The organism is Streptomyces sp. NPDC058291 (assembly GCF_042880855.1).
Classification (GTDB): Bacteria; Actinomycetota; Actinomycetes; order Streptomycetales; family Streptomycetaceae; genus Streptomyces.
Window position 1 is genome coordinate 1 of record NZ_JBHVYK010000113.1, and the last position, 23,715, is coordinate 23,715.

24 protein-coding genes and 1 pseudogene are annotated in these 23,715 nt (G+C 66.6%); 17 read left to right on the top strand and 8 right to left on the bottom strand.

Annotated features, from left to right (window positions below):
- Positions 1–185 precede the first annotated feature (185 nt).
- Positions 186–1,043: a helix-turn-helix domain-containing protein gene (locus tag ACFVYK_RS34430; protein ID WP_389780666.1), complete on the top strand. Its 858-nt coding sequence runs from the start codon at positions 186–188 to the stop codon at positions 1,041–1,043.
- 262 nt (positions 1,044–1,305) lie between these two features.
- Positions 1,306–1,497, top strand: a complete 192-nt coding sequence (locus ACFVYK_RS34435) for a DUF397 domain-containing protein (protein ID WP_389780667.1) — start codon at positions 1,306–1,308, stop codon at positions 1,495–1,497.
- Positions 1,498–1,659: 162 nt separating this feature from the next.
- Here the strand turns inward: ACFVYK_RS34435 and ACFVYK_RS34440 are convergent, their stop codons facing one another.
- Together ACFVYK_RS34440 and ACFVYK_RS34445 are read right to left on the bottom strand one after the other, a co-directional pair.
- Positions 1,660–2,163, bottom strand: a complete 504-nt coding sequence (locus tag ACFVYK_RS34440; protein WP_389780668.1) for a glutathione peroxidase — start codon at positions 2,161–2,163, stop codon at positions 1,660–1,662.
- 299 nt (positions 2,164–2,462) lie between these two features.
- A complete protein-coding gene (locus tag ACFVYK_RS34445) occupies positions 2,463–3,440 on the bottom strand; it encodes an ArsR family transcriptional regulator (protein ID WP_389780669.1) in 978 nt (325 codons plus the stop codon).
- Between the two features lie 96 nt (positions 3,441–3,536).
- Between ACFVYK_RS34445 and ACFVYK_RS34450 the strand changes: the two genes are divergently transcribed.
- Positions 3,537–4,748, top strand: coding sequence for an MFS transporter (locus tag ACFVYK_RS34450; RefSeq protein WP_389780670.1), 1,212 nt, complete (start codon positions 3,537–3,539; stop codon positions 4,746–4,748).
- A gap of 277 nt (positions 4,749–5,025) precedes the next feature.
- Positions 5,026–5,484: a BlaI/MecI/CopY family transcriptional regulator gene (locus ACFVYK_RS34455; protein WP_389780671.1), complete on the top strand. Its 459-nt coding sequence runs from the start codon at positions 5,026–5,028 to the stop codon at positions 5,482–5,484.
- 289 nt (positions 5,485–5,773) lie between these two features.
- Here the strand turns inward: ACFVYK_RS34455 and ACFVYK_RS34460 are convergent, their stop codons facing one another.
- Positions 5,774–6,751: a glycoside hydrolase family 11 protein gene (locus tag ACFVYK_RS34460; RefSeq protein WP_389780672.1), complete on the bottom strand. Its 978-nt coding sequence runs from the start codon at positions 6,749–6,751 to the stop codon at positions 5,774–5,776.
- A gap of 1,041 nt (positions 6,752–7,792) precedes the next feature.
- Here ACFVYK_RS34460 and chvE point away from each other — a divergent pair.
- Complete coding sequence (chvE, locus tag ACFVYK_RS34465) at positions 7,793–8,890, top strand: multiple monosaccharide ABC transporter substrate-binding protein (RefSeq protein WP_389780673.1); 1,098 nt, start codon at positions 7,793–7,795, stop codon at positions 8,888–8,890.
- A 646-nt stretch (positions 8,891–9,536) separates the two neighbouring features.
- Here chvE and ACFVYK_RS34470 read toward each other — a convergent pair.
- A complete protein-coding gene (locus tag ACFVYK_RS34470) occupies positions 9,537–9,722 on the bottom strand; it encodes a hypothetical protein (RefSeq protein ID WP_389780674.1) in 186 nt (61 codons plus the stop codon).
- A gap of 77 nt (positions 9,723–9,799) precedes the next feature.
- Positions 9,800–10,636 (bottom strand): helix-turn-helix domain-containing protein, encoded by an 837-nt coding sequence (locus ACFVYK_RS34475; RefSeq protein ID WP_389780675.1) that lies wholly within the window; start codon positions 10,634–10,636, stop codon positions 9,800–9,802.
- Positions 10,637–10,749: 113 nt separating this feature from the next.
- On the opposite strand from ACFVYK_RS34475, the gene ACFVYK_RS34480 reads away from it, so the two are divergent.
- From ACFVYK_RS34480 to ACFVYK_RS34490, 3 genes and pseudogenes are all read left to right on the top strand, one after another.
- Positions 10,750–11,346, top strand: a complete 597-nt coding sequence (locus tag ACFVYK_RS34480; protein ID WP_389780676.1) for an NADPH-dependent FMN reductase — start codon at positions 10,750–10,752, stop codon at positions 11,344–11,346.
- Between the two features lie 109 nt (positions 11,347–11,455).
- The gene (locus tag ACFVYK_RS34485; protein WP_389780677.1) at positions 11,456–11,668 is read left to right on the top strand and encodes a hypothetical protein; all 213 of its coding nucleotides are present in this window, start codon (positions 11,456–11,458) and stop codon (positions 11,666–11,668) included.
- A gap of 291 nt (positions 11,669–11,959) precedes the next feature.
- Positions 11,960–12,187: pseudogene (locus ACFVYK_RS34490) on the top strand (site-specific integrase); the annotation flags it as partial.
- 473 nt (positions 12,188–12,660) lie between these two features.
- On the opposite strand, the gene ACFVYK_RS34495 reads toward ACFVYK_RS34490, so the two are convergent.
- The gene (locus ACFVYK_RS34495; protein ID WP_389780678.1) at positions 12,661–13,416 is read right to left on the bottom strand and encodes a GntR family transcriptional regulator; all 756 of its coding nucleotides are present in this window, start codon (positions 13,414–13,416) and stop codon (positions 12,661–12,663) included.
- A gap of 78 nt (positions 13,417–13,494) precedes the next feature.
- Here ACFVYK_RS34495 and ACFVYK_RS34500 point away from each other — a divergent pair, with 78 nt between their 5' ends.
- From ACFVYK_RS34500 to ACFVYK_RS34515, 4 genes are all read left to right on the top strand, one after another.
- Positions 13,495–13,773: a hypothetical protein gene (locus ACFVYK_RS34500; RefSeq protein ID WP_389780679.1), complete on the top strand. Its 279-nt coding sequence runs from the start codon at positions 13,495–13,497 to the stop codon at positions 13,771–13,773.
- A gap of 523 nt (positions 13,774–14,296) precedes the next feature.
- Positions 14,297–14,521 (top strand): hypothetical protein, encoded by a 225-nt coding sequence (locus ACFVYK_RS34505; protein WP_389780687.1) that lies wholly within the window; start codon positions 14,297–14,299, stop codon positions 14,519–14,521.
- Positions 14,518–15,261, top strand: coding sequence for a GntR family transcriptional regulator (locus ACFVYK_RS34510; RefSeq protein WP_389780680.1), 744 nt, complete (start codon positions 14,518–14,520; stop codon positions 15,259–15,261). The genes ACFVYK_RS34505 and ACFVYK_RS34510 overlap by 4 nt, the downstream gene beginning before the upstream one ends.
- The gene (locus tag ACFVYK_RS34515; RefSeq protein WP_389780681.1) at positions 15,258–15,560 is read left to right on the top strand and encodes a hypothetical protein; all 303 of its coding nucleotides are present in this window, start codon (positions 15,258–15,260) and stop codon (positions 15,558–15,560) included. The genes ACFVYK_RS34510 and ACFVYK_RS34515 overlap by 4 nt, the downstream gene beginning before the upstream one ends.
- 487 nt (positions 15,561–16,047) lie before the next feature.
- Here the strand turns inward: ACFVYK_RS34515 and ACFVYK_RS34520 are convergent, their stop codons facing one another.
- Positions 16,048–16,575 carry a hypothetical protein gene (locus tag ACFVYK_RS34520; RefSeq protein WP_389780682.1) on the bottom strand — a complete coding sequence of 176 codons (528 nt, stop codon included), beginning with the start codon at positions 16,573–16,575 and terminating at the stop codon, positions 16,048–16,050.
- A 236-nt stretch (positions 16,576–16,811) separates the two neighbouring features.
- Here ACFVYK_RS34520 and ACFVYK_RS34525 point away from each other — a divergent pair, with 236 nt between their 5' ends.
- Positions 16,812–18,518 carry a DUF6119 family protein gene (locus ACFVYK_RS34525; RefSeq protein WP_389780683.1) on the top strand — a complete coding sequence of 569 codons (1,707 nt, stop codon included), beginning with the start codon at positions 16,812–16,814 and terminating at the stop codon, positions 18,516–18,518.
- A gap of 244 nt (positions 18,519–18,762) precedes the next feature.
- Here ACFVYK_RS34525 and ACFVYK_RS34530 read toward each other — a convergent pair whose 3' ends face one another.
- Complete coding sequence (locus ACFVYK_RS34530) at positions 18,763–18,972, bottom strand: hypothetical protein (RefSeq protein WP_389780684.1); 210 nt, start codon at positions 18,970–18,972, stop codon at positions 18,763–18,765.
- Between the two features lie 389 nt (positions 18,973–19,361).
- On the opposite strand from ACFVYK_RS34530, the gene ACFVYK_RS34535 reads away from it, so the two are divergent.
- The 4 genes from ACFVYK_RS34535 (at position 19,362) to ACFVYK_RS34550 (ending at position 23,342) form a co-directional block, all read left to right on the top strand.
- Positions 19,362–21,503 (top strand): HEAT repeat domain-containing protein, encoded by a 2,142-nt coding sequence (locus tag ACFVYK_RS34535; protein ID WP_389780688.1) that lies wholly within the window; start codon positions 19,362–19,364, stop codon positions 21,501–21,503.
- Positions 21,504–21,860: 357 nt separating this feature from the next.
- Positions 21,861–22,082, top strand: a complete 222-nt coding sequence (locus tag ACFVYK_RS34540) for a hypothetical protein (RefSeq protein ID WP_389780689.1) — start codon at positions 21,861–21,863, stop codon at positions 22,080–22,082.
- A gap of 416 nt (positions 22,083–22,498) precedes the next feature.
- Positions 22,499–22,996: a hypothetical protein gene (locus tag ACFVYK_RS34545; protein WP_389780685.1), complete on the top strand. Its 498-nt coding sequence runs from the start codon at positions 22,499–22,501 to the stop codon at positions 22,994–22,996.
- Complete coding sequence (locus ACFVYK_RS34550; RefSeq protein ID WP_389780686.1) at positions 22,977–23,342, top strand: hypothetical protein; 366 nt, start codon at positions 22,977–22,979, stop codon at positions 23,340–23,342. Before ACFVYK_RS34545 ends, ACFVYK_RS34550 begins: the two co-directional genes overlap by 20 nt.
- Positions 23,343–23,715 lie beyond the last annotated feature (373 nt).

Sequence of the window (23,715 nt, forward strand, 5' to 3'; positions counted from 1 at the left end):
GGGCGGTGCATCGCACCGCCCCGCGCGGACGCGTGTCGGAGCCGGTGAGAGTGCTGATCCGAACTGGCGTGTACCGGCCGCATAACCACCGTTTTCCAGCGGTAGAAAGCACCTTGGTGGCAGTCTGCTCAACAGCAGATACGCAAAGTGTCAGTTACAGACACGCAGCCGGAGGTGCACGTCCCGTGGCGTCCAATGTCAATCCCACTGTCAGGCGACGCCGGTTGGGCCAGGAGCTGCGCCGGCTCCGTGAGCTCAAGGGCATGACGGCCGAAGAGGTCGCCGAGCGCCTGCTGGTGTCCCAGTCGAAGATCAGCCGGCTGGAGAACGGCCGGCGCAGCATCAGCCAGCGCGACGTCCGCGACCTGTGCGGGGTGTACGAGGTCGAGGACCAGCGGATGGTCGACTCGCTGATGGAGATGGCCAAGGACTCGCGTCAGCAGGGCTGGTGGCACGCCTTCGGCGACGTCCCCTACAGCGTCTACATCGGTCTGGAGACGGATGCGGCGAGCCTGCGCGTGTACGACCCGCAGGTCGTGCCCGGGCTGCTCCAGACCCGTCAGTACGCGGAGGCGCTGATCTCGGGCGCGCTGCCGGAGACCGCGCACACGGAGATCGAGAAGCGCGTGCAGGTGCGCATGCGTCGGCAGGAACGTGTCTCCTCCGGGGAGAACCCCCTGCGGCTGTGGAGCGTGATGGACGAGTCGGCGCTCAGAAGGGTGGTCGGCAGCCGTGAACTGATGCGGGAGCAGCTGGAGCACCTCGTGGAGCAGTCCCAGCTGCCGCACGTCACGGTGCAGGTGATCCCCTTCGACATGGGCGCGCACCCCGGTCTGAACGGCCAGTACGCGATCCTCGAGTTCCCCGACACCGCCGACTCCAGCGTCGTCTACATCGAGGGCGTCACCAGCGACCTCTATCTGGAGAAGCCGAACGACGTGCAGAAGTACAGCGTGATGTACGAGCATCTGCGCGCCCAGGCGCTGAACGTGGACCAGTCCCGTCAGTTCATCGCCGATATCGCCAAGGGATATGTGCGGTAAGGCAGTTGAGCAGGGATGATGTTCGACATCACGGACGTTTGGGCGGAAGGCGCCGCATGATACGCGCCCTCCTGGGAAACATGGAAGTTTCCATTGGTATATGTCATCCGGTCGAGTGAATAGTCGCTTCGCCAGTCGATGTTGGCGAGTAGCGTCGATCACGCCATCGAGCAACAAGGTTGGCGTGAACGTGCCGCGGGACCGCAGTGGGGGTCCGTGGTGCGAGGACAGCAACTCAACAACTGCACTCCGGAGCAAAAACATGGCAATTCGTCAGGGCAGCGCGCACTCGTGGACCAAGTCCTCGTACTCCACGGGCAACGGTGCGTGCGTCGAGGTCAAGTCGCCGGCCGTCCAGGCCCTTCTCGTCCGGGACTCCAAGGTCCAGGACGGTCCGAACCTGGTCTTCCCCGCCGCCGCGTGGAGCGACTTCGTGGCATCGGTCAAGGCATAGGGCGGAGGACTTCCCTCCTCCGTCCCCGGCCGCCGGCCGTCGACACAACTGCACAGGAACCGCCCAAGGGCCCTCTCGTCCAGATCGCCGTCCTAGCCGAGAGGGCCCGGCCGCGTTCCGGGGCGGGGTCGAGCCGGAGACCGCGGGACGGGAGGGCGGCGGTCAGCCCAGCTGGCCCTCGATGGCGGCGACGACCTCGGCGGCCTCGGGCTCGGTCTGCGGGGAGAAGCGGGCGACGACGGAGCCGTCCCGGCCGATCAGGAACTTCTCGAAGTTCCAGCGGATGTCTCCCTCGTGGCCCTCGGCGTCCGCGAAACCGACGAGCCGCTGGTACAGCGGGTGCCGGTCGTCGCCGTTGACCTCGACCTTCTCGGTGAGCGGGAAGCTCACGCCGTAGGTCGCGGAGCAGAACTCGGCGATCTCCTCGGCGCTGCCGGGCTCCTGCCCGAGGAACTGGTTGCAGGGCACGCCCAGCACGGTGAAGCCCTGGTCGGCGTACCGCTCCTGGAGCCGCTCCAGGCCCGTGTACTGCGGGGTGAGGCCGCACTTGGAGGCCACGTTCACCACGAGCACGGCCTTGCCCGCGTACTGCGAGAGGTCCGCGGAACCGCCCTTGAGGGCGTCGATCGGTACGTCGAGGGGAGAGGCGCCGGCATCAGTAGTCATGCCCCGGATGCTAGCCCCGCCGCCCGACCCGGCCTTGTCCGGCCCCCGGCCCCCGGTTGCCGTCACGGCCGCGGACCATGGGTGCAGATCGCGGATGCCGCTCACGCCGCCCGGTCGCGGATGCCGCTCACGCGGCCCGGTCGCGGATGCCGGTCACGCGGGCCGGTCGGGGACGCCGGTCGCGCGGCCTGGGCCGGTCAGGGGCGTCCGCCCGCCGCCTCGGCCAGGGACTCGCCGCTCGGTCGCGGACGCCGGTTACGCCGCCCGGTCGCGGATGCCGCTCACGCGGCCCGGGCCGGTCAGGGGCGTCCGCCCGCCGCCTCGGCCAGGGACTCGCCGGCCGGGGTCCGGGAGTACAGCACCGAGCGGCCCGCGCGGCGGCGTTCCACCAGGCCCGCGTCGAGGAGGACCCGTAGGTGGCGGCCGACCGAGCCCAGGCCCTGGCCGGTCAGGGCCACCAGCTGGGTGGTGCTCAGGGGCGCGGCGAGGAGCACCAGCACCGTCGCCCGGGCGGGGCCCACGAGCGCGCCCAGCGCCGCCGGGACGGCCCGGGCGCGGTCCCGGTGGTCCTCGGCGAGCGCGCCGGAGCACGGGTAGACCACGGCGTACCGCTCGCGCCCCTCCCACGCCACCCAGCCGGCCTTCGGGGTGACGGGCACGAACAGCAGCTCCGCGCCGGAGATCTCACGGGGCGGGTATTCGTGCAGGTTGACCTGGAAGCGGCTCTCGCCGAGCCAGCGCGTGCCCGGCCGCAGCGAGTCGACCACGGCGGCCCAGCCGCCCCGGCCGACCAGCGCGGTCCGCGCCACGACGTCGGCCTCCAGGACGCGCCGGCGCCGTTCCCAGTACGGTCGCACGTCCGTCTCCCACACGTGCTCCAGCAGCGCGGCCGCCCGCTCGGGCAGATCGTCCCGGTCCAGGGCGGCGGGCAGCGGGGCGGCCAGGGACGTCCGCAGATGGTCCCGGGCGGCCGCCGGGTCCGCCGCCCGCACCCGGGCCACGCCCTCCGCGAAGCTCTCGCCGTCCCTGGGCGTCGGCGTCAGGAAGTCGGCGATCCAGCTCCTGCCGAGTCCGGCCGACACGAGCAGCGCGGTCACCGGGTCGGCCGCCAGCGCCGCCCGGTAGCCCGGAAGGTGGGCGCGCAGCCAGTCCCGCTCACCGGGGTGTGTGGCGGTCCCGCTGTGCAGCAGCTTCAGGCTCGCGAAGGTCTCGGCGAGCGGCGAGAGCACGAACCGGCTGCGGGCCAGGGTGTCGGCGTTCACCTGCCACCAGCCCATGCCCGCGCACCCCCGAGGCCGTCCCCACGGCTCGCGACGTTTCGCGGGCCGGCGAAACACTAACGGACCCGCCCGCGCCCGCCCCACACTCCGCCCATGACCGGCCTCTCCTACCGCCAGCTCTTCCGCGTCCCCGAGTTCACCCCCCTCTTCCTGTCCTCCGCCGCGCAGACCGCCGCCCAGACGCTGAGCGGGCTCGCCCTGGGCACCCTCGTCTACCGGGCCACCGGCTCGCCGCTGCTGTCGGCGGTGAGCATGTTCGGGCCGTCGCTCGCGCAGGTGCTCGGCGCGACCGTCCTCCTCTCGGGGGCCGACCGGCTGCCTCCCCGGTCGGCGCTGCCCGGCCTCTCCCTGGCGTTCGCCGGGGCGGCGGCCGTCATGGCGCTGCCGGGGCTGCCCACGTGGGGCGTCTTCGCCGTCGTCCTCGTCCAGGGTCTGGTCGCCTCCCTCGGCGGCGGGGTCCGCTGGGGGCTGCTGAACGAGATCCTCGGTGGCGCCCAGGGCGGCTATCTGCCCGGGCGTTCGCTGTTCAACATGATGAGCGGGCTGATGCAGATCACCGGCTACGCCACCGGCGGCGTGCTCGTGACCATCCTCGGCCCGCGCCCCGTCCTCCTGATCGCCGCCCTGCTGTACGCGGTCTCCGCCGTCGTCGCCCGCCTCGGGCTGACCGCCCGTCCGCCGCGGGCCGCCGGCCGGCTGTCGGCCGCGGCGACCCGGCGGGCCAACGCCGTCCTGTGGTCCTCCCGCCCCCGCCGCCTGACCTATCTGGGGCTGTGGCTGCCCAACGGTCTGGTCGTCGGCTGCGAGGCCCTCTTCGTGCCCTACGACCCCGGGGCGGCGGGCACGCTGTTCGCGTGCGCGGCCCTGGGCATGCTGGCCGGGGACGTGCTCGTGGGCCGTCTCCTCCCGCCGAAGCTGCGCCCCCGCCTGGCCACCCCGCTGCTGCTGCTCCTGGCCGCCCCGTACACCCTGTTCGCCGTGCACCCGGCCGTCCCGCTCGCCGCGGCCTGCGTCGCCCTCGCCTCCGTCGGCTTCGGCGCGAGCCTGGTGCAGCAGGAGCGGCTGATGGCCCTCACCCCGCCGGAACTCAGCGGTCACGCCCTCGGGTTGCACTCGGCCGGCATGCTCACCCTGCAGGGCGTGAGCGCGGCCCTGGCGGGCGGGGCGGCCCAGCTCACCTCACCGGCGACGGCGATGACCGCGATGGCGGCCCTGTCGATCGCGGTGACGCTGGCGTTGTGGTCCGCCGCCCGCCGCCCCGCGGCGCGCCCGGACCCGGCCGCCCTCGCCGACACTCCCTCATGAACCGTCGCCGCCAGGCGACGTCCCTGCCCCACCGGACACCCGCCGCCCGCGCCTCGCAGGCGGGGGCCGGACGGCCGGCGGTCGGCCGGCGGTCGGTCGGCGGCCCGCACGAATGCTTCGGACGAATGCTTCGGACGAATGCTTCTACAATGCTGTAGAGAAGGTGCCCCGGCGGAGGTCCGGGCCGACGGCCGGTGTTCTCACGACGTCCGACCCGAGGACGGGCCGCGGCGAAGAAGGCGAAGAAGGCGAAGAAGGCGAAGCAAGGAGACTGGGCGTGACGGATCACCGACGGCGTCACCCGCGGCGGGCCCAGGGCGAGCTGGAGGCGTCGGTCCTGTCCGCACTGCGGGAGGCGGACGGACCGGCGACGGCCGGATGGGTGCGGGAGCGCCTGGACGGCGGCCTCGCCTACACCACGGTGATCACGATCCTGACCCGGCTGCTCGCCAAGGGCGCGGTCACCCGCGAGCGCAGCGGCCGCTCCTTCGTCTGGCTGCCCGCCTCGGACGAGGCGGGCCTGGCCGCTCATCGGATGCGCAGGGTCCTGGACGCCGAGCACGACCGTGAGGCGGTGCTCGCCAGTTTCGTCTCCGGCCTCGGCCCCGACGACGAACGGCTGCTGCGCGACCTTCTCGGGTGGCGCCCCGACGACGACGCCCCCTCGCCCGCCGCACCCGAGGCGCCGCGCCCCGCCCGACCCCAGGCCGATCCGCCCGCCGAGCCGTCCCCCTAACCGCCCGCCGAGCCGTCCGCCGAGCCGTCCGCCGAGCCGCCTGCCGCGCCGACCGCGCTCGGTGCGGCCACTACGGCCACTACGGCCGCGACTGGGTCCACCGGCCCGTCGGCGCCCTCACGGTCACCCTCGTCGCCGCCTCACCGCGGCCCTGCTGTGCACGCCACCCGTGCGATGGGCCTTCCGTCGGGTGCTGGAGCCGCGGGCGGAGCGGGCGTTCCGGCGGAACGGCCCGGACGGATGACCGCCCGAACCGTTCCGCCGTGACGCCGTTGCCGGGACCGGACGGTCAGCCCGTGGCGCAGGAGACGGTGGGCCAGGTCCAGTTGCCGTTGTGCTGGATGGTGACGCCGAAGGTGTTGCCGCTGCCGTTGGGTTTGGCGGTCAGCACCTGGGCGCTGGGGTAACTGGCGGTGATGTTCCAGGTGGAGAGGACTTTGGCGGGGGAGGGGACGTTCATGGTGACGGTCCAGTCGCTGGAACCGGTGACGGCGACGTTGAGGTTGTACCGGTCGCTCCACTGCTGCCCGGCGGAGAGCGTCGCGGAGCACGCGCCCCCACCGCCACCGCCCCCGCCGCCACCACCCGAACCGGTGTCACTCACCGTGATGTTGGAGCTGCCGCTGCTCTGGTAGCCCTCGGTGGCGAGGATCATGTAGTAGTTGAAGCTGCCGAGCGGCATGCCGGCCCGGGCCCAGGCGTCGAAGTGGTTGCCGGTGGTGATGGTGCCGCCCGTCCGCTTCGACTGCCGCACGCTCCAGTACTGGTCGAAGGTCTTGTTGCCCTCGACGGAGGGGGCGTTGTACCGCGTCGTCTTGTAGATGTCGTACGTGCCGCCGTCGGTGGTGACGGTCCCCTTGTACGTTCCCGTGGGCCGGAAGGTGCCCCAGTTGTCGACGATGTAGTACTCCACCAGCGGGTTCGACGTCCAACCGTAGAGGGACAGATAGGCGTTGCCGGACGGGTTGAAGGAGCCCGAGTAGGTCACGCTCCTGCGGCCGCCGTTGCTCCAGCCCTTGCCGGCGACGAAGTTGCCGGTGTTCCTCCAGGACGTGCCGTAACTGCCCCCGGATCCCAGGTTCATGGACACCGTGCCGGGCGAGTCCGTCCAGAACGAGTAGTAGTAACCGTTGTTGGTGCCGGTCTGGTTCGTGGTGACGACGGTGTCGGCGTACGCGGCGCCGGGCGACGTCACCGCGGCGACGGCGACCAGGATCGTGGTGCAGACACAGCTGAGGAACAGTCTGAAACGTGCGGGTGCGTTCATGTACGTGCTTCCTCCTTGTCCCTGTGGGGCCGGCGCGACCGACCGCGGCCGACTGCGACCGACAGACGGAGACGGCCCCTCGGATTGACCGACAGTTTTGGTATGCCCCTGCCAGGTGTCAAGAGTTTCGGCAATCATTTCGAAACATTCGGAAAGGGGTAGACATCTTCTGAGGGCGCATCATCGCAGTTCAGATAGGTGGAGGTAGTCGGCCGTGTTGAAATGGCGAACAATCCCCGGAAAGGAAGATCCTTTTGTCCGATCAAGAATTCCGAATGTTTCGAATCCTTTCCGTGTCGTGTCGTACGACGTTGCGCGACACCACGGCGCCCTTTCGTGGACCGTTCCGCGAATGGTTCCTCCAACGGTTTTTCGAACTGTTGTCGTTCGTCCCGTTGACACCATGCGCAACCCCTCTTACTGTCACGCCAGCATGCCGACCATGTGACGGTATTTCGAACGGTTGAAGGGCAAGTGCCTTGCGCGCCAACGGAATCAGCACCCGCGTGGTCGGAGCGCCGTGGCGCAGTCCGGCCTGCTTACCGACGCGCGCCGGCCGTGCGGACACGAGAACGAGAGCCGGCGAGACCCGGCTGCAGAGCCACACCGGCGCGCCGACCGCCGATCCCCGCGGCCCCAGGGCCCCTGAGCGCCGAGGTCTTCGCGCAGGCGGGCGTCCGCGCAGGCGCGCGTCGCCGAACCGCCGGTTCGAAGCATGTGCACGCCAGAGCCGCCGACGACCTCGGCAGCCCCGTGCACGTCTCCGAGGCCGCCGGGCGGATCCGCCGGGGCGCGCCTCTTCGCCCACCCGAAGTCCGGCCTGTCCAGGGCGCCGAGCACCCATCCGTGCGCACCCCCCGAGCAGCCGGCCCGGACCCGCCCGGGAACGCCGGCACAGCACGTCCGACCGCCTGCTGCCCCGCCATCGCGATCCGCCGTCCCCTGCCCCGGGCGTCGCCCCCGGGCGTCCACGCCTTCCTCCTGCCGCCGCCCGGCGCGCCGCCCTCCTCTCAACGACGAGAAGAACAAGGAACGATGACCATGCGCAACCGAAGAGCCGCCCTCGCCACCCTCGCGGGGGCCGTCTCCCTGGCTCTCACCCTGTCCGCCTGCGGAGAGACTACGGCGGGCGGCGCCAAGGCCCACTCGGGTGAGGGCACCATCGGCATCGCCATGCCGACCCAGGCCTCCCAGCGCTGGCTCACGGACGGCAAGAGCGTCGTCGACGACCTGAAGGCCAAGGGGTACGACACCAAGCTGGTCTACGGCCAGGACAACCCGAAGACCCAGGTCGCCCAGATCGAGAAGCTGGTCCAGGAGGGCGTCGACGCCCTGATCATCGCCGCCATCGACAACAAGTCGCTGAACGGCGTCCTCCAGCAGGCCGCCGAGGCGAAGATCCCGGTGATCTCCTACGACCGGCTCATCCTCGGCACCCAGAACGTCGACTACTACGTCTCCTTCGACAACGAGCAGGTCGGCCGGCTCCAGGCCCTCTACATCATCGACAAGCTGGGCCTGGAGAAGGGCAAGGGCCCCTTCAACATCGAACTGTTCGCCGGCTCCCCTGACGACAACAACACCAAGTTCTTCTTCGACGGCTCGATGCACCTGCTGCAGCAGTACGTGGACAGCGGGCAGTTGGTCGTCCGGTCCGGCCAGACCGCGCTCGACGAGGTCACCACCCTGCGCTGGGACGGACCCACCGCGCAGCGGCGCATGAAGGTCCTGCTGTCCCAGTCGTACGCGAACAGGAAGGTGGACGCCGTCCTGTCGCCGTACGACGGCATCTCCATCGGCGTCCTGTCGGCGCTGAAGGCCGACGGTTACGGCTCCGGCAGCAAGCCGCTGCCGGTCATCACCGGCCAGGACGCGGAACTGGCCTCGGTCAAGTCGATCATCGCGGGCCAACAGACGCAGACCGTCTACAAGGACGTCCGCGAACTCGCCGCGGTGGCAGCGGACATGGCCGACGACATACTCAAAGACAAGACCCCGAAGGTGAACAACCGGCGGTCCTACAAGAACGGCGTCAAGGCCGTCCCGGCCCACCTGCTCCAGCCCACGAGCGTCGACAAGAGCAACTACGAGTACGTCCTGGTCGCGGGCGGCTACTACACCGACGCGCAGCTCAAGTAGCGGCGGGACGACAGGGCCCAGCGCGGGCGGCGCGCCCGCCGTCGCACCGCAGACCACGGGGGGAACTCACCTGCGGCCTGCGGCTACCTGCGGCTACCTGCGGCTACCTGCGGCGCTGCACGTACCAGCCCGCGATCAGCACGACCAGCAGCGACAGCACGAACGCCCAGACGGTCGTCGCCGCGTCATAGGACCGGTACACGAGAGCCAGCATGCGGGGACGGGTACCCCGCCTGCGGCACAGCAGCCCTGCCGAGTCCGAGTTCCTCGGCGAACTCCACGTGCCTGGGGCGGCCAGGGCGCCCCGTCCGCCGATCGCATCGCGGTAGCCGACTGCCGACTGCCGACTGCCGACTGCCGACTGCCGACTGCCGACTGCGGACCGCCGACTGCCGGCCGTCCGGCCTACGGCCGCCGACTGCCGGCCGTCCGGTCTACGGCCGCCGGTGGCCGGCCGTCCGGTCTACGGCCGCCGGTGGCCGGCCGTCCGGGCTGCGGCCGTCCGTTCTCACCCGCGGCGGGTGAGGCGGCGCCCGCGGCGTCGGCGAACCCTTGGTGGGGGCGAGGCCCCCCGTAGGCCCGCCTGCCCGCACTGCCTGTCCGCCCGCCTGCCTGTGCTGTCGCAGCGCGTCGGACCCGAGTAGCCTTACGGCTTCTTCCGCCGCAGTCGCTGCGTCCCCACGACAGCCAGCAGGATCAGCACCTCGAAGCAGCACATGGTGATCACGGTGGCCCAGGACTCGCCCACCCACCACCGGCCTGCCACGCACGCAAGACCCAGTACCGACGCGACCCCGCCCAAGGCGACCAGCCTTCGTGCCTCTCGTGACATGCCGCCTGTCTACACAACCCCGGGCCCCCGAGCAAGCGATCAGAGAAAAGGGCCCTGGCGAGGGTGGGTCAGGAGGGTCAGGAGATGGCACGGAGCCGGACGGGAGACCGGCGGTGGAGTCGGTCGACGGCCTGGGCCGTGACTTCGTCCGCCGGAAGGAGGACGACCAGTTGCTGGGCGTCAGAGGAGAGTTCGAGCGTCTCGCGCAGCAGCCGAAGCTCGCATCCGGAGGGGTGGTTGAGGCGGAGAGCCCCACGTCGCGGAACCACATGACCGTTCAGGCGGCGCGTGAAATCGGGGCCGGCGGTGGGGGCGAGCTCCGCGGTGAACCACTCGGAGTTCTCGACGGACGGCGCGAGCCACAGGTCGAAGACCTGCTCGTCCGCGACGTCCTCCCAGTCCACGAAGAACGTTCGGGCGCGGGAGTCGGTGAAAAGGTAGCGGGTGAGGTTCGGGGCGTCGGCGGCGAGCAGCCCGGTTCCGCTCATCACCGACTCGTAGCCGCTGGTGTGGGCGAGGATGTCGCCCAGCCGGTTGGTCACCACGGCGATGCCCGGTTCAAGGAGGCGGAGGGTCTCCAGGACCGTCGGACGCACATCGCGGCGGGGCGGTGCGGGCCGGGTGTGAACGGAACACTCGCCACCAGTGATCTTCGCGAGGTAGCGCAGGTGGTCGCGTTCGGCGGGGTCGAGGCTGAGCGCGTCGGCCAGCGCGTTCACGACCGCCACCGACGGATTGCGGTCACGGCCCTGCTCTATGCGGGTCAGGTATTCGACGCTGATGCCGGACCGCGCGGCGAGATCCAGCCGCCGTAGACCCGGTGACCGACGGCGGCCGTGAACCGGCAGCCCCAGCGATTCCGGCTGGATGCTGTCGCGCTTGGCCCGGATGAAGTCCCCTAACGGCGTGCCCATGTGGGGAGCATAGGGTGCTGCCCGCTGATCGCGGAACGCTCAGACTGGCCCTGCGGGGGCCAGCCTGAACACGGTCTGGCTGGGGCCCACGGCGCGGCCTGATCGTGGTGGGCATGGAGAAGAACGAGCACAAACTGGCGATCATCGTCGGAAGCGTCCGGGAGGGCCGGTTCGGCCCCGTGGTGGCCTCATGGGTCGCCGAACAGGCGGGCCTGCACGGTGGATTCGCGGTAGAAGTCGTCGACCTGGCCGAGATCGACATCCCGCTGGCGCTGCCTGCGGCGTCGCCGAAGCACGCCGGCGACGACTACCCCCGCCCGGCCGGAATGGCGGCGCTGACCTCGGCTCTGGAGGACGCCGACGCGTTCGTCGTGGTCACGCCGGAGTACAACCACAGCTATCCCGCGTCGCTGAAGGCGGCCATCGACTGGCACTTCACCCAGTGGACGGCCAAACCCGTCGCCTTCGTCAGCTACGGCGGCGCTGCGGGCGGTCGGCACGCGGTGCTGCACCTGGAGAACGTCCTGACCGAGTTGCACGCCGTCACGATCCGCGACGGACTGGCCTTTCCGAACTACTTCACGGCGTGGCAGGACGGCCGTCCCCTCGACCCACAGGCCCCTGGCTACGCCAAGACGCTGCTCGACCAGTTGGCCTGGTGGGCCGCCGCCCTCCACTCAGCGCGCAAGGCCGCCCCTTACCCGGCGTGAACGAGGTCCTCTCAGGTGCCCGCGCCGTCGATGGGCGGCAGAAGTGCGGCCAGTTCGGCGCCGCCCGCGCGGTGGACCGCCTCGGTCGCCTTACGGGGAGCGAGCGGGTATGACCAGGGCCGTGCCATGGTTGAACCCGTTGATGACCGGTTGGCGCGAGGCGAACGGCGTGCGGCTGTCGCGGGACATCACCGGGTGGGCGTTCATGGTGGAGGTGGACGGTGTTCGGCATGCCGGACTGGCAGTAGGACTGGCCGGCATCAGCCTGTTCACCGCCGGTGACGGGGCAGGAGGAAGAGAGGCTGGGGTGTCCTGCTACTGACCTGCGGCTTCGATACCTGATGCGGTGGCTGCCAACTCAACCCCACGCATCCGCTGTTGACCGTGGCTGACCCCTGCATCTGGCACGGCTGGGGCACGAGCCCCAGCCGACGACAGTCAGCCACGACGGCGGGTGCGCCGACCGACCACGCACGCGTGTGCCTCGCTGCACCTCCACCGGCCTCAGCCACGCTGCCATGCCGTCGTCCAGAGCAAGCCGCGCCGACTGAAGCGCGGCGGTGAGACCTTGGGAGATGACACGGCGTTGGCACTCGGCGGGGCAAACGACGGTGCGGCATCCGTCACGTCGGCACTCCACTTTCACGACCTTCGCCACACCGGCAACATCCTGGCCTCGACCGCCGGTGCCAGCACCCGTGAGCTGATGACCCGCATGGGCCCCAGCAGCTTGCGCGCCGCGCTGATCTATCAGCACATGACCAGCGACCGTGACCGGGCCATCGCCGATCGGCTCGCAGCCATGATCCGCGAGGGCGGGGGAGAGGCAACCCCCGACTAGGGGATGTGGACTCCGCGTGGACTCTAGTGGCACGCGTGTGGCACGAACCCGAACAAGACGAAGGGCCAGCCTGGGAGGAAACCCTCCTGAGCTGGCCCTTTCCCTGTGCCCCCGGCAGGATTCGAACCTGCGACACCCGCTTTAGGAGTTCGATCCACGCCCGCGCCTGGGGTCGTCGTCGGCTGGTCCGGCGGTCGCGTGGGGGTGCTGCTGTGTGCCGCCGTCCGGCCTCGTTGATGTCAACGTTGGATGTCACCGAAACAGCTCCGGAACCGGGCAGACCTCCAACGGTTCCTCCGGCCGGTCCGCCCACCGCCACCAGGTGTGCCGATCGGGGCACCGCCACAGAGACCGGCAGGTCCTCCGACCGTCTTCGTCCCGCCTGGACAGCAAGAGACCGCTGGACTTCATGGGCTGGCTGCATTCGGGACAGGACGCGGCGCTCTCGGCCATAGGGCGAACTCCAAGCGGGGCTACCGGTTGATCGGGATCTCGTAGACGATCTCGCAGTGAGCCGCGGGCACCACGATGTCCGCCGTCTCCACGGGCCGCCCCTCGTCGCTGTAGTACGTCCGCCGGATGTGCGTGACGAGCGCGGCCTTCTGGATACCCAGTAGCGACGCCTCCTCGGCGGTCGCCTGCCGCGGCTCCGGCTGCTCCACGGCATGGCTGACGGTGATGCCGATCGCGGCCATCCGGTTCACAACGCCCGCTCCAGCGTGCGGGCCTCCCTCAGGGAGCACGACGAGAGTGCCGGCGGTGAGGTCGTACGGCTCCCAACTCGTCGACAACTGCACGGGCCTGCCGTCGGCGAGGAACTCGTACGTCGTACGGACGCACAGCTCACCGTCGGCGATACCGAGACGCGTGGCGATCTCCGCCGGTGCAGGCACCTTGGCGTCGGTCCGGCTCTCCCAGTCCCCTTGCCTGCCGACGGCCTTCATGTCCGCGCGGAAGGGCGACCCGTTGGGCTGCTCGCGCGCCGAGGAACGGACCACCCGCACGCGCTGCCGCGGCTCGGCGACGTACGTGCCCGATCCTGCGCGGCCCTCCAACACACCCTGGGAGATCAGCAACTCCTGAGCCCGGCGGACCACGTTCTCGCCCACGCCGTACTCCTCGCCGATCTGGGCGCGGGAGGGCAGGCGGTCTCCCGGCTCCCACACGTGCTCCGCGATCCGTCGCCGGAGTTCGTCGGCGATGCGGAGATAGGGCGGCTGCTCAGGCATATGGAAAATCTAGTCCACTAGCTCTAATCTAGTTAACTAGCTTCACTCAAGGTGATCGCTGGTGACGGAGGCTGCCCTGTGCCCGCTTCGGGAGTTAGCGCGGCGGCCCTCGCCGCCCGGCTGTCCGCCCTCGGGCTGCTCACGCGAGTGGAGGAACACCCCCGGCACACGTCGGTGGAAGCGGAGGTGCCGGACGCGCTCTCCACCGAATCGTGGCGGGAGGTCCTGGACGTGGTGGCGGAAGCCGACCGCTTCGGCCTCCTCGCCACCAGCATGAACGGCCGCACCCTCTGGGCGGTCGTACGCAAAGTGGTCCCCACGACGGGCGATGTCGGGGGACCGGGCCATCAGCGATAGGAGCTGAGCAGCGTGCTCAACCGTATCCGCCGTGCCGTCTCGCTCACCAGAGAGCGGCACTTCCCCAGGGGCAGGCACCGGCGCCCCTTAACGGCCTCCGGGCCGTTGGCTACTCCCGCCTCCTCCGTTTCTCCGGACGGGACGACGGCCGCCCGCTGGCGTGCCTCCGACGGCGTGGACCACCGGCAAACGCTCAGGGGTGAGGACATCGCACTCGTCCGCCCGTACGTGCTGGCCTGGGAGAAGCGTGTGAGGACGCGTGAAGTGGTCGTCGCCCCCTATCTGCCGGCCGACGCGTGGTCGGCTCTGGTGGGAGTCCGTTGATGCCTCCCCGTCGACAGACCCGCGTTACGGACACCTCGGCCGTCCCCTACCGATCGGCCGCATGCCGGATCGGCACCCACCACGCCTGCGCGGAGTCCTCCCCGGCCTCGGCGCCGGTCGACCTCCCGGTGGTCTACGAGGCGTGCGACTGCCCGTGTCATTCGATGCCCGGCCGGACGACGCCTTCGGAGGTGCAGCAGTGAGGGAGCGGGTACCCGGCGGCACGCTCGCATCCAACGTCGAGGTGACCGCGGCCACCGTGCAGCGCGGCGACATCATCCAACTCGGTGGCCGAGCCTGCCGGGTGCAGGATCTCTTCCAGCTCTCCCAGGGGGCGAAGCAAATCCTCTTCGACTCAGGCGAGTTGCTGACCATACACACGCGGACCCGGCTCGTTGCCGTGCGGATGATGAGGCGGCGGTGATCCGGTCCGTGACTCCTCGCCACCACGACATCGCCGACGACCTCCGGCACCAGATCACGACCGGCCATCTCAAGCCCGGCGAACGACTCCCGTCCGAAACCGGCTTGGCGGGTCAGTACAGGGTCAGCACAGCGACGCTGCGGAGTGCTCTCTCGGTGCTCCAGGGCGAAGGCCTCGTCGAGAAGATCCACGGCAAGGGCAACTTCGTCCGCCGCCCCCTCCGCCGGATCATGTACGTCGGCGGCTGGGGGACGCTGGACCCGTGGACCGCCGCCGAAGCGGCCCTACGCGTCACCGTCCGCACCGCCACGGTCCAAGCCGATGGACACCTGACGACCTTGCTGAGGGTTCCGACGGGCAGCCCACTCGCGGAGTTCTTCTGCGTCAGCCACGAGGGGGAGTCACCGCACGGACTGGCCCGCATCTACATCCCCCGCGACCTGGCGCTGGCCGGAGTGCTCGACGACGAACCTTCGTGCCCGGAGGCAGCCAGGAGATTCGCCGTACTCGGCCCTCCGCCGGCCGTTGTCCGGGAAACGGTCTGCGCCCGCCCACCGACGCCGGACGAGTCATTGACCCTGCGAACCAACTCCGTCACGCCAGTTCTGGCGATCACACGCGTCGCGACCGACCTCACCGGCCGAGTGGTCGAGGCGGCCCTTCTGGTCTTCCCAGGGGATCGAGCCGACGCAGTCTTCACCACCCACCACACGTCCGACGAGAGGCAGACGCCAGGGTGACAACACAAAACGAACTGCGCCTGCTTCCGTGGTCGGGCCCGGAGGGCAAGCCCTGCTACCTGAGCACGGATGACAAGGGCGGCTACATGTCCCGCCTGGCAGACAATATCGAAGCGGAGCAGCTCGACACGGCAGCGATGCTGTTGGAGCACGCTTCGAACACCCTCGACGACCAGGACACGGACCCGGAGGACCTACGCCGGTTGACCGGGGAACTGACCGGGGTTCTCCGGGACGTGCTCCGCGTAGCAACCAGCCGCGGTCACCTCCTGGGGGTGAGCGAACCGCCCCGCTTCTGAAACAGCGGCCGCAAGTAACACCTGCCGCCGACAACCCTCCGTCTCAACCGGGGAGAGGAGCCCGAGTACGACTCGGCTCCCCTCCCCGCCGCGTTATGCCGGCTACCACTGAGACCGGGCGCACCGGAACAGAGAAAGCGGCCCCTCTTCGACGGTCTGAACCCCAGCCGACGACAGCCAGCCACGACGGCGGGTGCGCCGACCGACCACGCACGCGTATGCCTCGCCGCACCCCAACCGGCCTCAGCCACGCTACCGGTGTCGTCGGCCAGAGAAGCCGTAACGGCCGCTTCAAGTCGCAGCACTGCAACGGCTCCGGAGGCCCCATGTGTCTCGTGAACCTCCGCAGGTCAGGCCTTTCTTAGCGTCTCCTGAGAATCCCGATGTCCACGAATAGGCCACGGACGACGCGAGGTCTGTTTTTCGCCAGGTGAGGCCTTGGTGCGGACGGGCTACGGTGCCTATTCGGTTGGCGGCATGGTTCCGCCTATCCTCGTGTTCCCCGCACGATCGGGCCAGCATCGCCGCCTTCTAGACCTGTCACACACCCCTCTCGACATGGAGCGGTACTTGGGCGGTCTGCGTCGCTCACGGTGACCGCGATGATGCCCCCCACACCTGCGGCGATCGCTAGGAAGAGAACGATCCGGCTGGCTCGTTTTACCCGGGCAGGGGCCCAGAGCTTCCCTTCGTACGCCGTCACCAGGGTTTCGACATAGATTTGCATCATCACGACTACCAAGATCCCGACAGTGATACCTCCGGGCAGACCTGCAACCCACCTGATCACAGCTGCCGGTCGCTGACTGCGGGCTGTGATCAGGGCGGCAACTTCCAGGAAGGCCATGATGGTGAGGTTCACCATTTGGAAGTAGAGATCAAAGTCGTTCCAACCGCTCGGCCCCGTCCCATGCTTGATCCGTAGATCGTGCTGGTAGTGAGCTTCGACGATGATCGCCAACACGATCACAGGGATCACCTGCGCTAGTAGGGCAGCGAAGTCCTGGTCGCTCATGCGGTGATGATCACAGGTCGGATCAAGCGTCGGTCGGAGGCTGCTGCCAGCGGACGAAACACAGCGTCAATAGCACCCGCTCGGTGGATAGAAGTCGCACCCTCCGCCGTCTCTCCGACACCCACCCGCAGGCGAATGCTTGTTCGTATAAAAATACGCCCCTGTTGAGCTAGTTCCCCTGGTCGACTTACCATGCTACAAATCCCTTTACTGCTGCTTGGGGGATGTGATGAGTCATGCCGGAAAAGGTTCCGACGCTGCGTTTCAACTGCTTCCTGCTGAGGGAAGGCCTTGAGTCGCCCGAACAAGCGCTGAGGTCGCAGTACCGGCCGGGCGGCACCTCCGGTATGACGAAGCTTGCCGAGTCGACATCGGCCCCGGAAGGCTGTGTCGCTTACCTGCGAGACATGTCCCCGAACACGCCGGCCTGGGCAAAACTACTGTCTCCCGTATTCGCCGAATTGGAGGCGGTCCAGAACTTTTCAAATCGCCTCGTCATATTCCTCCCTATAGGAGATCGCACGTTTGCGCTCTGTTTCGGCTACGGAAGTTCCACACTTGAGTGGTCCTGGGTGGAGGCAAATTTCGGCCTGAAGTTTGCCGCTCGCCGATTTGACAGCAACGCCATGAGTGGCATTGGAAGCCGAAGGATCGATTCCTCCGCTCGATCTCAGTGGGTTCAGATTCCAGCAAACTCATCGATCAGCGATTTTGAGGTTGAGCTAGATGGCGAGTTCACTCGAAAGCTCGTCGGTAGGCTTGACTCGGGAATGGAGTTTCCCGAGCTGGGCGCTGTTGTCGCAACGGACTCCGTCTCTTTCAAGCTAGACACGGATCTGAAGAAGGTTCGTGAAACCTTGAAAAAAATGCTCGAAACCGCTGAAACAGGATCAGCGTCGAAAGACCTCGCCTTCATTGATTCGCTGGAACCCCTACGGGTCAAGAGTGAAATAGTCAAGGATCTAGAGAAACTGCTCGTCGATGAACTCTTCAAGTCGCGGGCCCGTAAGCCTCAAGGAGCTCCACTTGACGAACTAGGCGTAAGCGCTCTGGAAGTACACATACTCTCCGTCGCTCCCCCCGACGACGTTTCGGTGGAGAACATCCACGACTTTATCCTTTACAAAAACGACCTGTCTCACGTATTCGACACTATGAGTCTCGACGCGCTCCGGGGCGCACTGTTCGAATTCCCCGGAAAGTATGGCGTCTCCAGTCTTGCCGATATCAAGGTGCAGGCTCGCGACGCAAACGGCCAAGCTGTGAGCATGGCCAAGCCATTGAGGCACTGGCTCATATTCGAGGCTGGAGACCAAGACAGGCGCTATCTGCTTACGCTCGGGAAGTGGTATGCGCTGGCAGAGAAATACTCTGAAAAGCTAGACCAAGATCTAGCTCAGATAGAGGACGTCACATCCATCCTCAAATTGCGCACGTGGGATGATTGGGGCTATCGGAAGAACTGGGAGAAGCATTATAACGTCAAGGCAACTGAACGTCGACCTGACCTCATATGCCTAGATAGATATCCGCTTTTTGCCGAAGATGGCGATCAGGTCGAGGCTTGCGACCTTCTGCACTCAGATGGTTACTTGATTCACGTAAAACAATACACGGGAAGCCAGACGCTAAGCCATCTATTTTCCCAAGGCTTCGTGTCTGCTCAAACGATAATCTCAGACGCTGAGTACAGGAACGCCTTTGTAGAGGCCGTGCGGTCGATAGACGTCGGATTTGTCGGCGTGGCATCTGCCATGCCTCCGAAATTCGTCACCTACGCAATAGCGTTCGACGGGAAGCAGCAACTCCCCAAGGATCTGCCGACTTTCAGCAAAGTCAACCTTCGCAGCTTCAGTAAGCGGGTCAAGCTACTCGGTTCCATAGCGACGCTTGCCCGCATACAGATGACGTTCAAGCCGAAGGCGAAAGAGAAAGAGGACTGACTGAAAGCTCTTCACCCGCGTATCGACATGCTTGCCGGGCTGTCGCGCATCCTGTGCGTGCCCCCCCCCGGGGACCTGCTTGGTCAGACCGTGCTTATGGGGGACGAGAAGCGTCATGGGGGACCGAGCGGTGCGCCGTGGCGACGCCCGCGCTCGGACTGGACCAAGGCCGGCGGCGACACATACGACCAGTCACCCAAGATCACGCGGAAGCCATCGGCCTCCGGTGGCCCTCGTGTTTGCTTCAGCTGGGCATGTCGTCGTCGATGATGTCGGGCGTGTCACGCCTGCGCCACTTCTGAAAGGCCCACGTCACTACGGCGCTGACGAGCATGGCGGCAAGTCCACCGATGAACTCCGGTACGGCCAGCAGGAGCACATGCTCGATCCCGTTGGCCTGACCGCTCAGGGTGACGGTATCCGGGCTTGCGATGTCGTGGATGGGCGTAGCCACTGTTGCTCTCCTCAGCGCATTTACGTGAAGTTGGGGACCTGCGTAGGTCGCTGAGGCGAGAATCGTGATGGGGCAGGGCGCCCCCAACCTTCATCGGGACTGCCTGGGACTCACTGCGTGCTCCGGGCACTTGAGCTGGGTCGACATCCAGTGCCCCTGCTCTGTCCCAGGGACGCCGCTGGGACAGAGCAGGGACAGGGGAAAACATGACACGGACAACAGGGCACGACGAAGAACCAGACGTGGCGCTGGGCCGGTTCCTGCGAGACCAGAGCCAAGCAGCGTGCCTCAGCGCACGGGACATCGAACAGCGCTTTCAGTACCGCGCTCATCAGGAAAGGGCGCGGATAGAGGCTGGGCAAGAGCCACCAGTCGATCCCGTGAGCGACATGAAGTTTTCCAAGTCACACCTCGATCGACTCTTTAAAGGAACGGCTTCTCTGCCGTCGAAACGCTTCGTCAAGGTGTTCCTAGAGATCACCAGCAGCGCCGCTTCCATTCGGCCGGAACTCCACAGGGAGCTGTGTTGCGTGGCGGACGGCCTACTGACCGCTGCTCGTCAGTATCGTCAGAAGCGGCGTTCGATAAAATCACCAGCATCTACAACTCAAGGTCCTACTGAAGTAGCTGTAGCTACTCTCCAGGCACAGCTCGAACTCGAACGTGCTCACCGCACCGAGGACAGGCTTCGATGGGCCCTGAGCGATGCCCAGTTGCTGATGACCACACTGTTGCAGATCATCAGCACACTGCGGGATATCGTTATGGACATCGACACCCAGCACCGTCAGGTACTCCGGAACAGCGCCGAGTCAGCGACCGTAGATGTCGCCGCCAACCAGCGACTTCAAGCGCTGAGACACAAGGCCACAGCCGAAGATCAACTCGCCCGCGTAAACGAACGCCGCGCCCTGCTGGAAACTCTGTGGGAGCAGGCTCACAATAATGTGCACCGCTTATCTCTGCACCCCGACGTCACTGAGGTGAAGTCCCTTCCGGTAGGCCCTGCCCTGCCTCAGCAGGGGCTTCTATCGACGGCTACCATGGCGCAACCTGCACTTGCGGACATCGCTGACGCTTTGGGTAAGGCTCAAGAGATTAACAACACTGAAGAACGTAAAACCCGCGAGTTGCAGCAATACATCCGATCCGACACCCATACATCACCGATCGACGAATTCGCAACCCTATTGGCAGCCACTCAACTCACTGACGCACCTAGCCGCGAGACGGCCCTCCGTGCGCTTATCAGGAGTTGGTCCCGCAACCCGAAGACTCGCGACGCTCTCGCACGAATGACCGTCGACGACCAATCAGACATCCGGGCAATCGCGGTCCTGAATTTGGCACGTACCTGGTCTGAAGACCCAGTTGCCCGCCAGGCTCTCATTGCGGTCACCCGCGACAGGGAGCTAAAGGTCCGGACGATCGCCGTATGGGGATTGGCGCAAGCGTGGGCGGACGATGCCGATGCCCTCGACGCCCTTGTGTCTTTAACGCAGGATCGCTCTGCGGAAGTACGAGCAATCGCCGTTGAGGGGCTCGCGGAGGGGTGGCCAGAGAATCCGTTTGCCCGGAACGCGGTATTGCCTCTCCTTCAAGACGCTGTACAGCACGTACGGGAAATCGCCATTGAGGTGCTGCTTGAAAACTGGTCGGGCGATGTCATTACTCGAGATGCTCTGCTTGCGCTTCTTCGCGCCAAAGACGTAGGCATTCGAGAAGTCGCCGTGAACGGGCTTGGTATCGGCTGGCCAAGCGACACGTCCGTCACTAATGCCCTTCTCGCGATGCGAGATGATCCCGCACCAACAGTACAATGGGCCGCCGAACGGAGCCTGGCTCGCAGGGGTTTGGTCGAAGCCACAGGAAACGAACATCCAATTGCGGTCAGCCACCCTAGAAGTGCGAATACAGCACCTCTAGGACAGGAAGCCGATTCACGCGAAAACGGATCTCTAATCGCTGTACGCGTTCCTCACGATTACAGCATGGAGAACCCGCCCTCTGGAATCGCGACATTGCGGCGAGGGATTAATTTCAGCTCCGGTATCAATGTAATACATGGTGATAATGGAACAGGGAAGACGCTCTTGCTGAAAGCTTTGGCCATTCAATTGGGTGCCGTCAGAGGGCGCCGGCTGCATCAAACACTTAATCAATCTAAATGGGCGCGATACCTTGCTGGGAATCTTGAGATCCTTCTGGGTGAAGGATTCGCGCCGGAAGATTGCTTTTACATGGGGCCGACAAATTCAAGTAGGCATACGAGAAGAAATCAACTTTCGATAGCATTAGACGAACCATCGAAATATCGCCTGTATCTTCTCGACGAACCAACGGGAGCGTACGATTATGGGGCGATAAGTAGTCTCTACAAAAAAATGAACCACCTCAGCCGCCAAGGCTGCCAGTTCATCATGGTGACCAACGCCTTCGCACGCCCAAGACCTGACGTCCCTCCCGAAGCCAAGGTCATCCAACTCGGCGACCGCCGGCTACGTGACCGCATGGCCGACCTAGGCTGGTAGCTACCTCTGCTGCCGGGGCAGGGTACACAATCAGCTGCGCCGTACCAACACACGACGTTTAAGCGCAAATGACGCCGGGCCACGGCCGGCCCAGCGACGGTCCCGCTGGCAACACCAGCCTCGAACCGACCGCGATGCGCAGGTGGAAAACCCGACCGTCAGCTGCCAGTTCTCCGGGTGCAGGCATAACACGTCCAGTGTGGCAGATCATCGCCGGGGCCCCAGGCCAGAGCGGGGTGGGGGTGGTCACCCCTGGGTGCTGACTGTCAGCGTTGGTCAGCTTCGGACGGCCCAGGGACGGCCCAGGGGCCCGTGCCCTAGGGGTGGGATGATCTCTCCGGAGGGGTGCGAGTGGACATGCTTGAACTGATGGAGTGGCTGGCCGAGCGCGGCGTCACGACCGTCTTCAAGGTCGACGGTGACCGCATGGTTGAGCGGCGGGCGGCGTGGATGGTCATCGTCAGCGGCGGGCAGCTCGGCAAGGACTCGTTCTTCCGTGCTGACCTGGCCACGCCAGACGCATGCCTTGACTCGTTGCTCGCTCACCTGGAGGACAAGGGCCTGTCACCGTTCGCATGATCAACATGTGCTGAGTCCAGACGGTTATGGACGGGACTGGTTGCTGCGCCTCGCTGCCGCGTGTCCTCGTTGACGGATGCCTGGGTCCTCAACTACCTGTAGCAGGTAGCATTTTGATGACCGTTGGCGGACGCTCTGGGGGGCTCCATGATCGAGATAGTCACCGCCTTGATCGGCGGAGCGTTCCTACTCGGCGGCGCTGTGATCACCGCTCGGTGGACACGCTCACGCCCTACCGCCGACCCCACCCCCGCCCCGACTCCTACGCCTCCTGTAAGCAACACGCAGCCGGACGGCGGCACCGCCAACACTCCCCCTTCTCATAACGCACGGTCGGGTGGCGTCACTGTCAACGGGCAGTTCATTGAGACGAACAATGGCAGCGTGTCGCAGACTAATTACCGCGATGGCAAGCGGTGAAGCTTCCTGCATTCAGTAACGCGGGATGGCTTGGAATCGCTTATTACGCATTCGGTGCCGTCTTAGCCATTTTGGCAGCCTTGTTTGGTTTCGAACTTATCAATAGATACTTCCCTTACGTATTGCCAGCTCTGGAATGGCTCATAGCACACTTGGTGCAACTGTCTTCCGACGAGCATGTCGGGGCATTCGTGCGGGATCGAGTCTTCGTCTTCGCCTTCGTCGGCGTGGTCTTCGTCCTGTGGGTCACGCACAAGTACCCCACCTTGGTCAAGACGATAGGCCAGGCACTCAATCCGTTTGCGCGGGTGGGTGTGGCCACCGTGTCGGCTGTCGCCGCCGTCTTGATCGCACTCATCCTGGCTGGCCCGCTCGGGCAGTCCAAGAGTGGAGGCGAGTGCGCATCATCGTTTCGCCTAAGCCTGGACCGTGCGCCCTCACTGGTGAGCAACACGACATGCGGCGGAGGGGATCATGACCGGGACGGCGATTGATCAGTACATCCAGACCAATAACGGCAGCGTATTTCAAACAATTATCAGAAATGAAGGAATTGATGAGGAGACCAAGCAAAACGTAAGGCGTCTGGCAGTTTCCTCGCCCGAGATGCTGGCTAAAGTAGACGCGATGCTAAAGAAATCAGGTGATGTGAAGGCGGCCGCAGCGTTAATCCGGGATGCGAGTGACATCCTGACCGACAAAGCAGCCTCCTCGATCCAGTTCACCGACGAAGGCGACGACCCCATGTTTCCCGGAAAAGGTGAACGGGAGCTTCGTAAGGCAATAGCCGGCCCCTTCCTTGTGCTTTTCGTGATCGTCGCGCTGATTCTTTGGCTGTGACGGTCGCCTGCAACCCTCCAGCGTCCATGGCCACTAGCCCCGGCTCCCATCCCGTCTGCCGTCGACCCACACACCGTGGAGCGGGCGTGGTTCAGGGCGTCAAGGTGGAGCGCGCCACTGTACGAACGACCTTGACGCCCTGGGCCGCGCCTGCTCGGCTCTGCCTGGGTCGACGGCAGACGGGATGGGAGCTCCCGCACCAGCCCCTCACGGCCGGCACTCGCGAACGGCGCCCCCGCCATCCTGGAGCTTGAGCGCCCCCGCCGGAGGCATGTCCTTGACCTGCGGGTGGCTTCCTTGCTTCTGCCCGCTGCACGTAGCGCGCCGCCGGGCGCGGCCAGCCGGGGCGCAGACAGGAGGCAGGCCGCGCCGC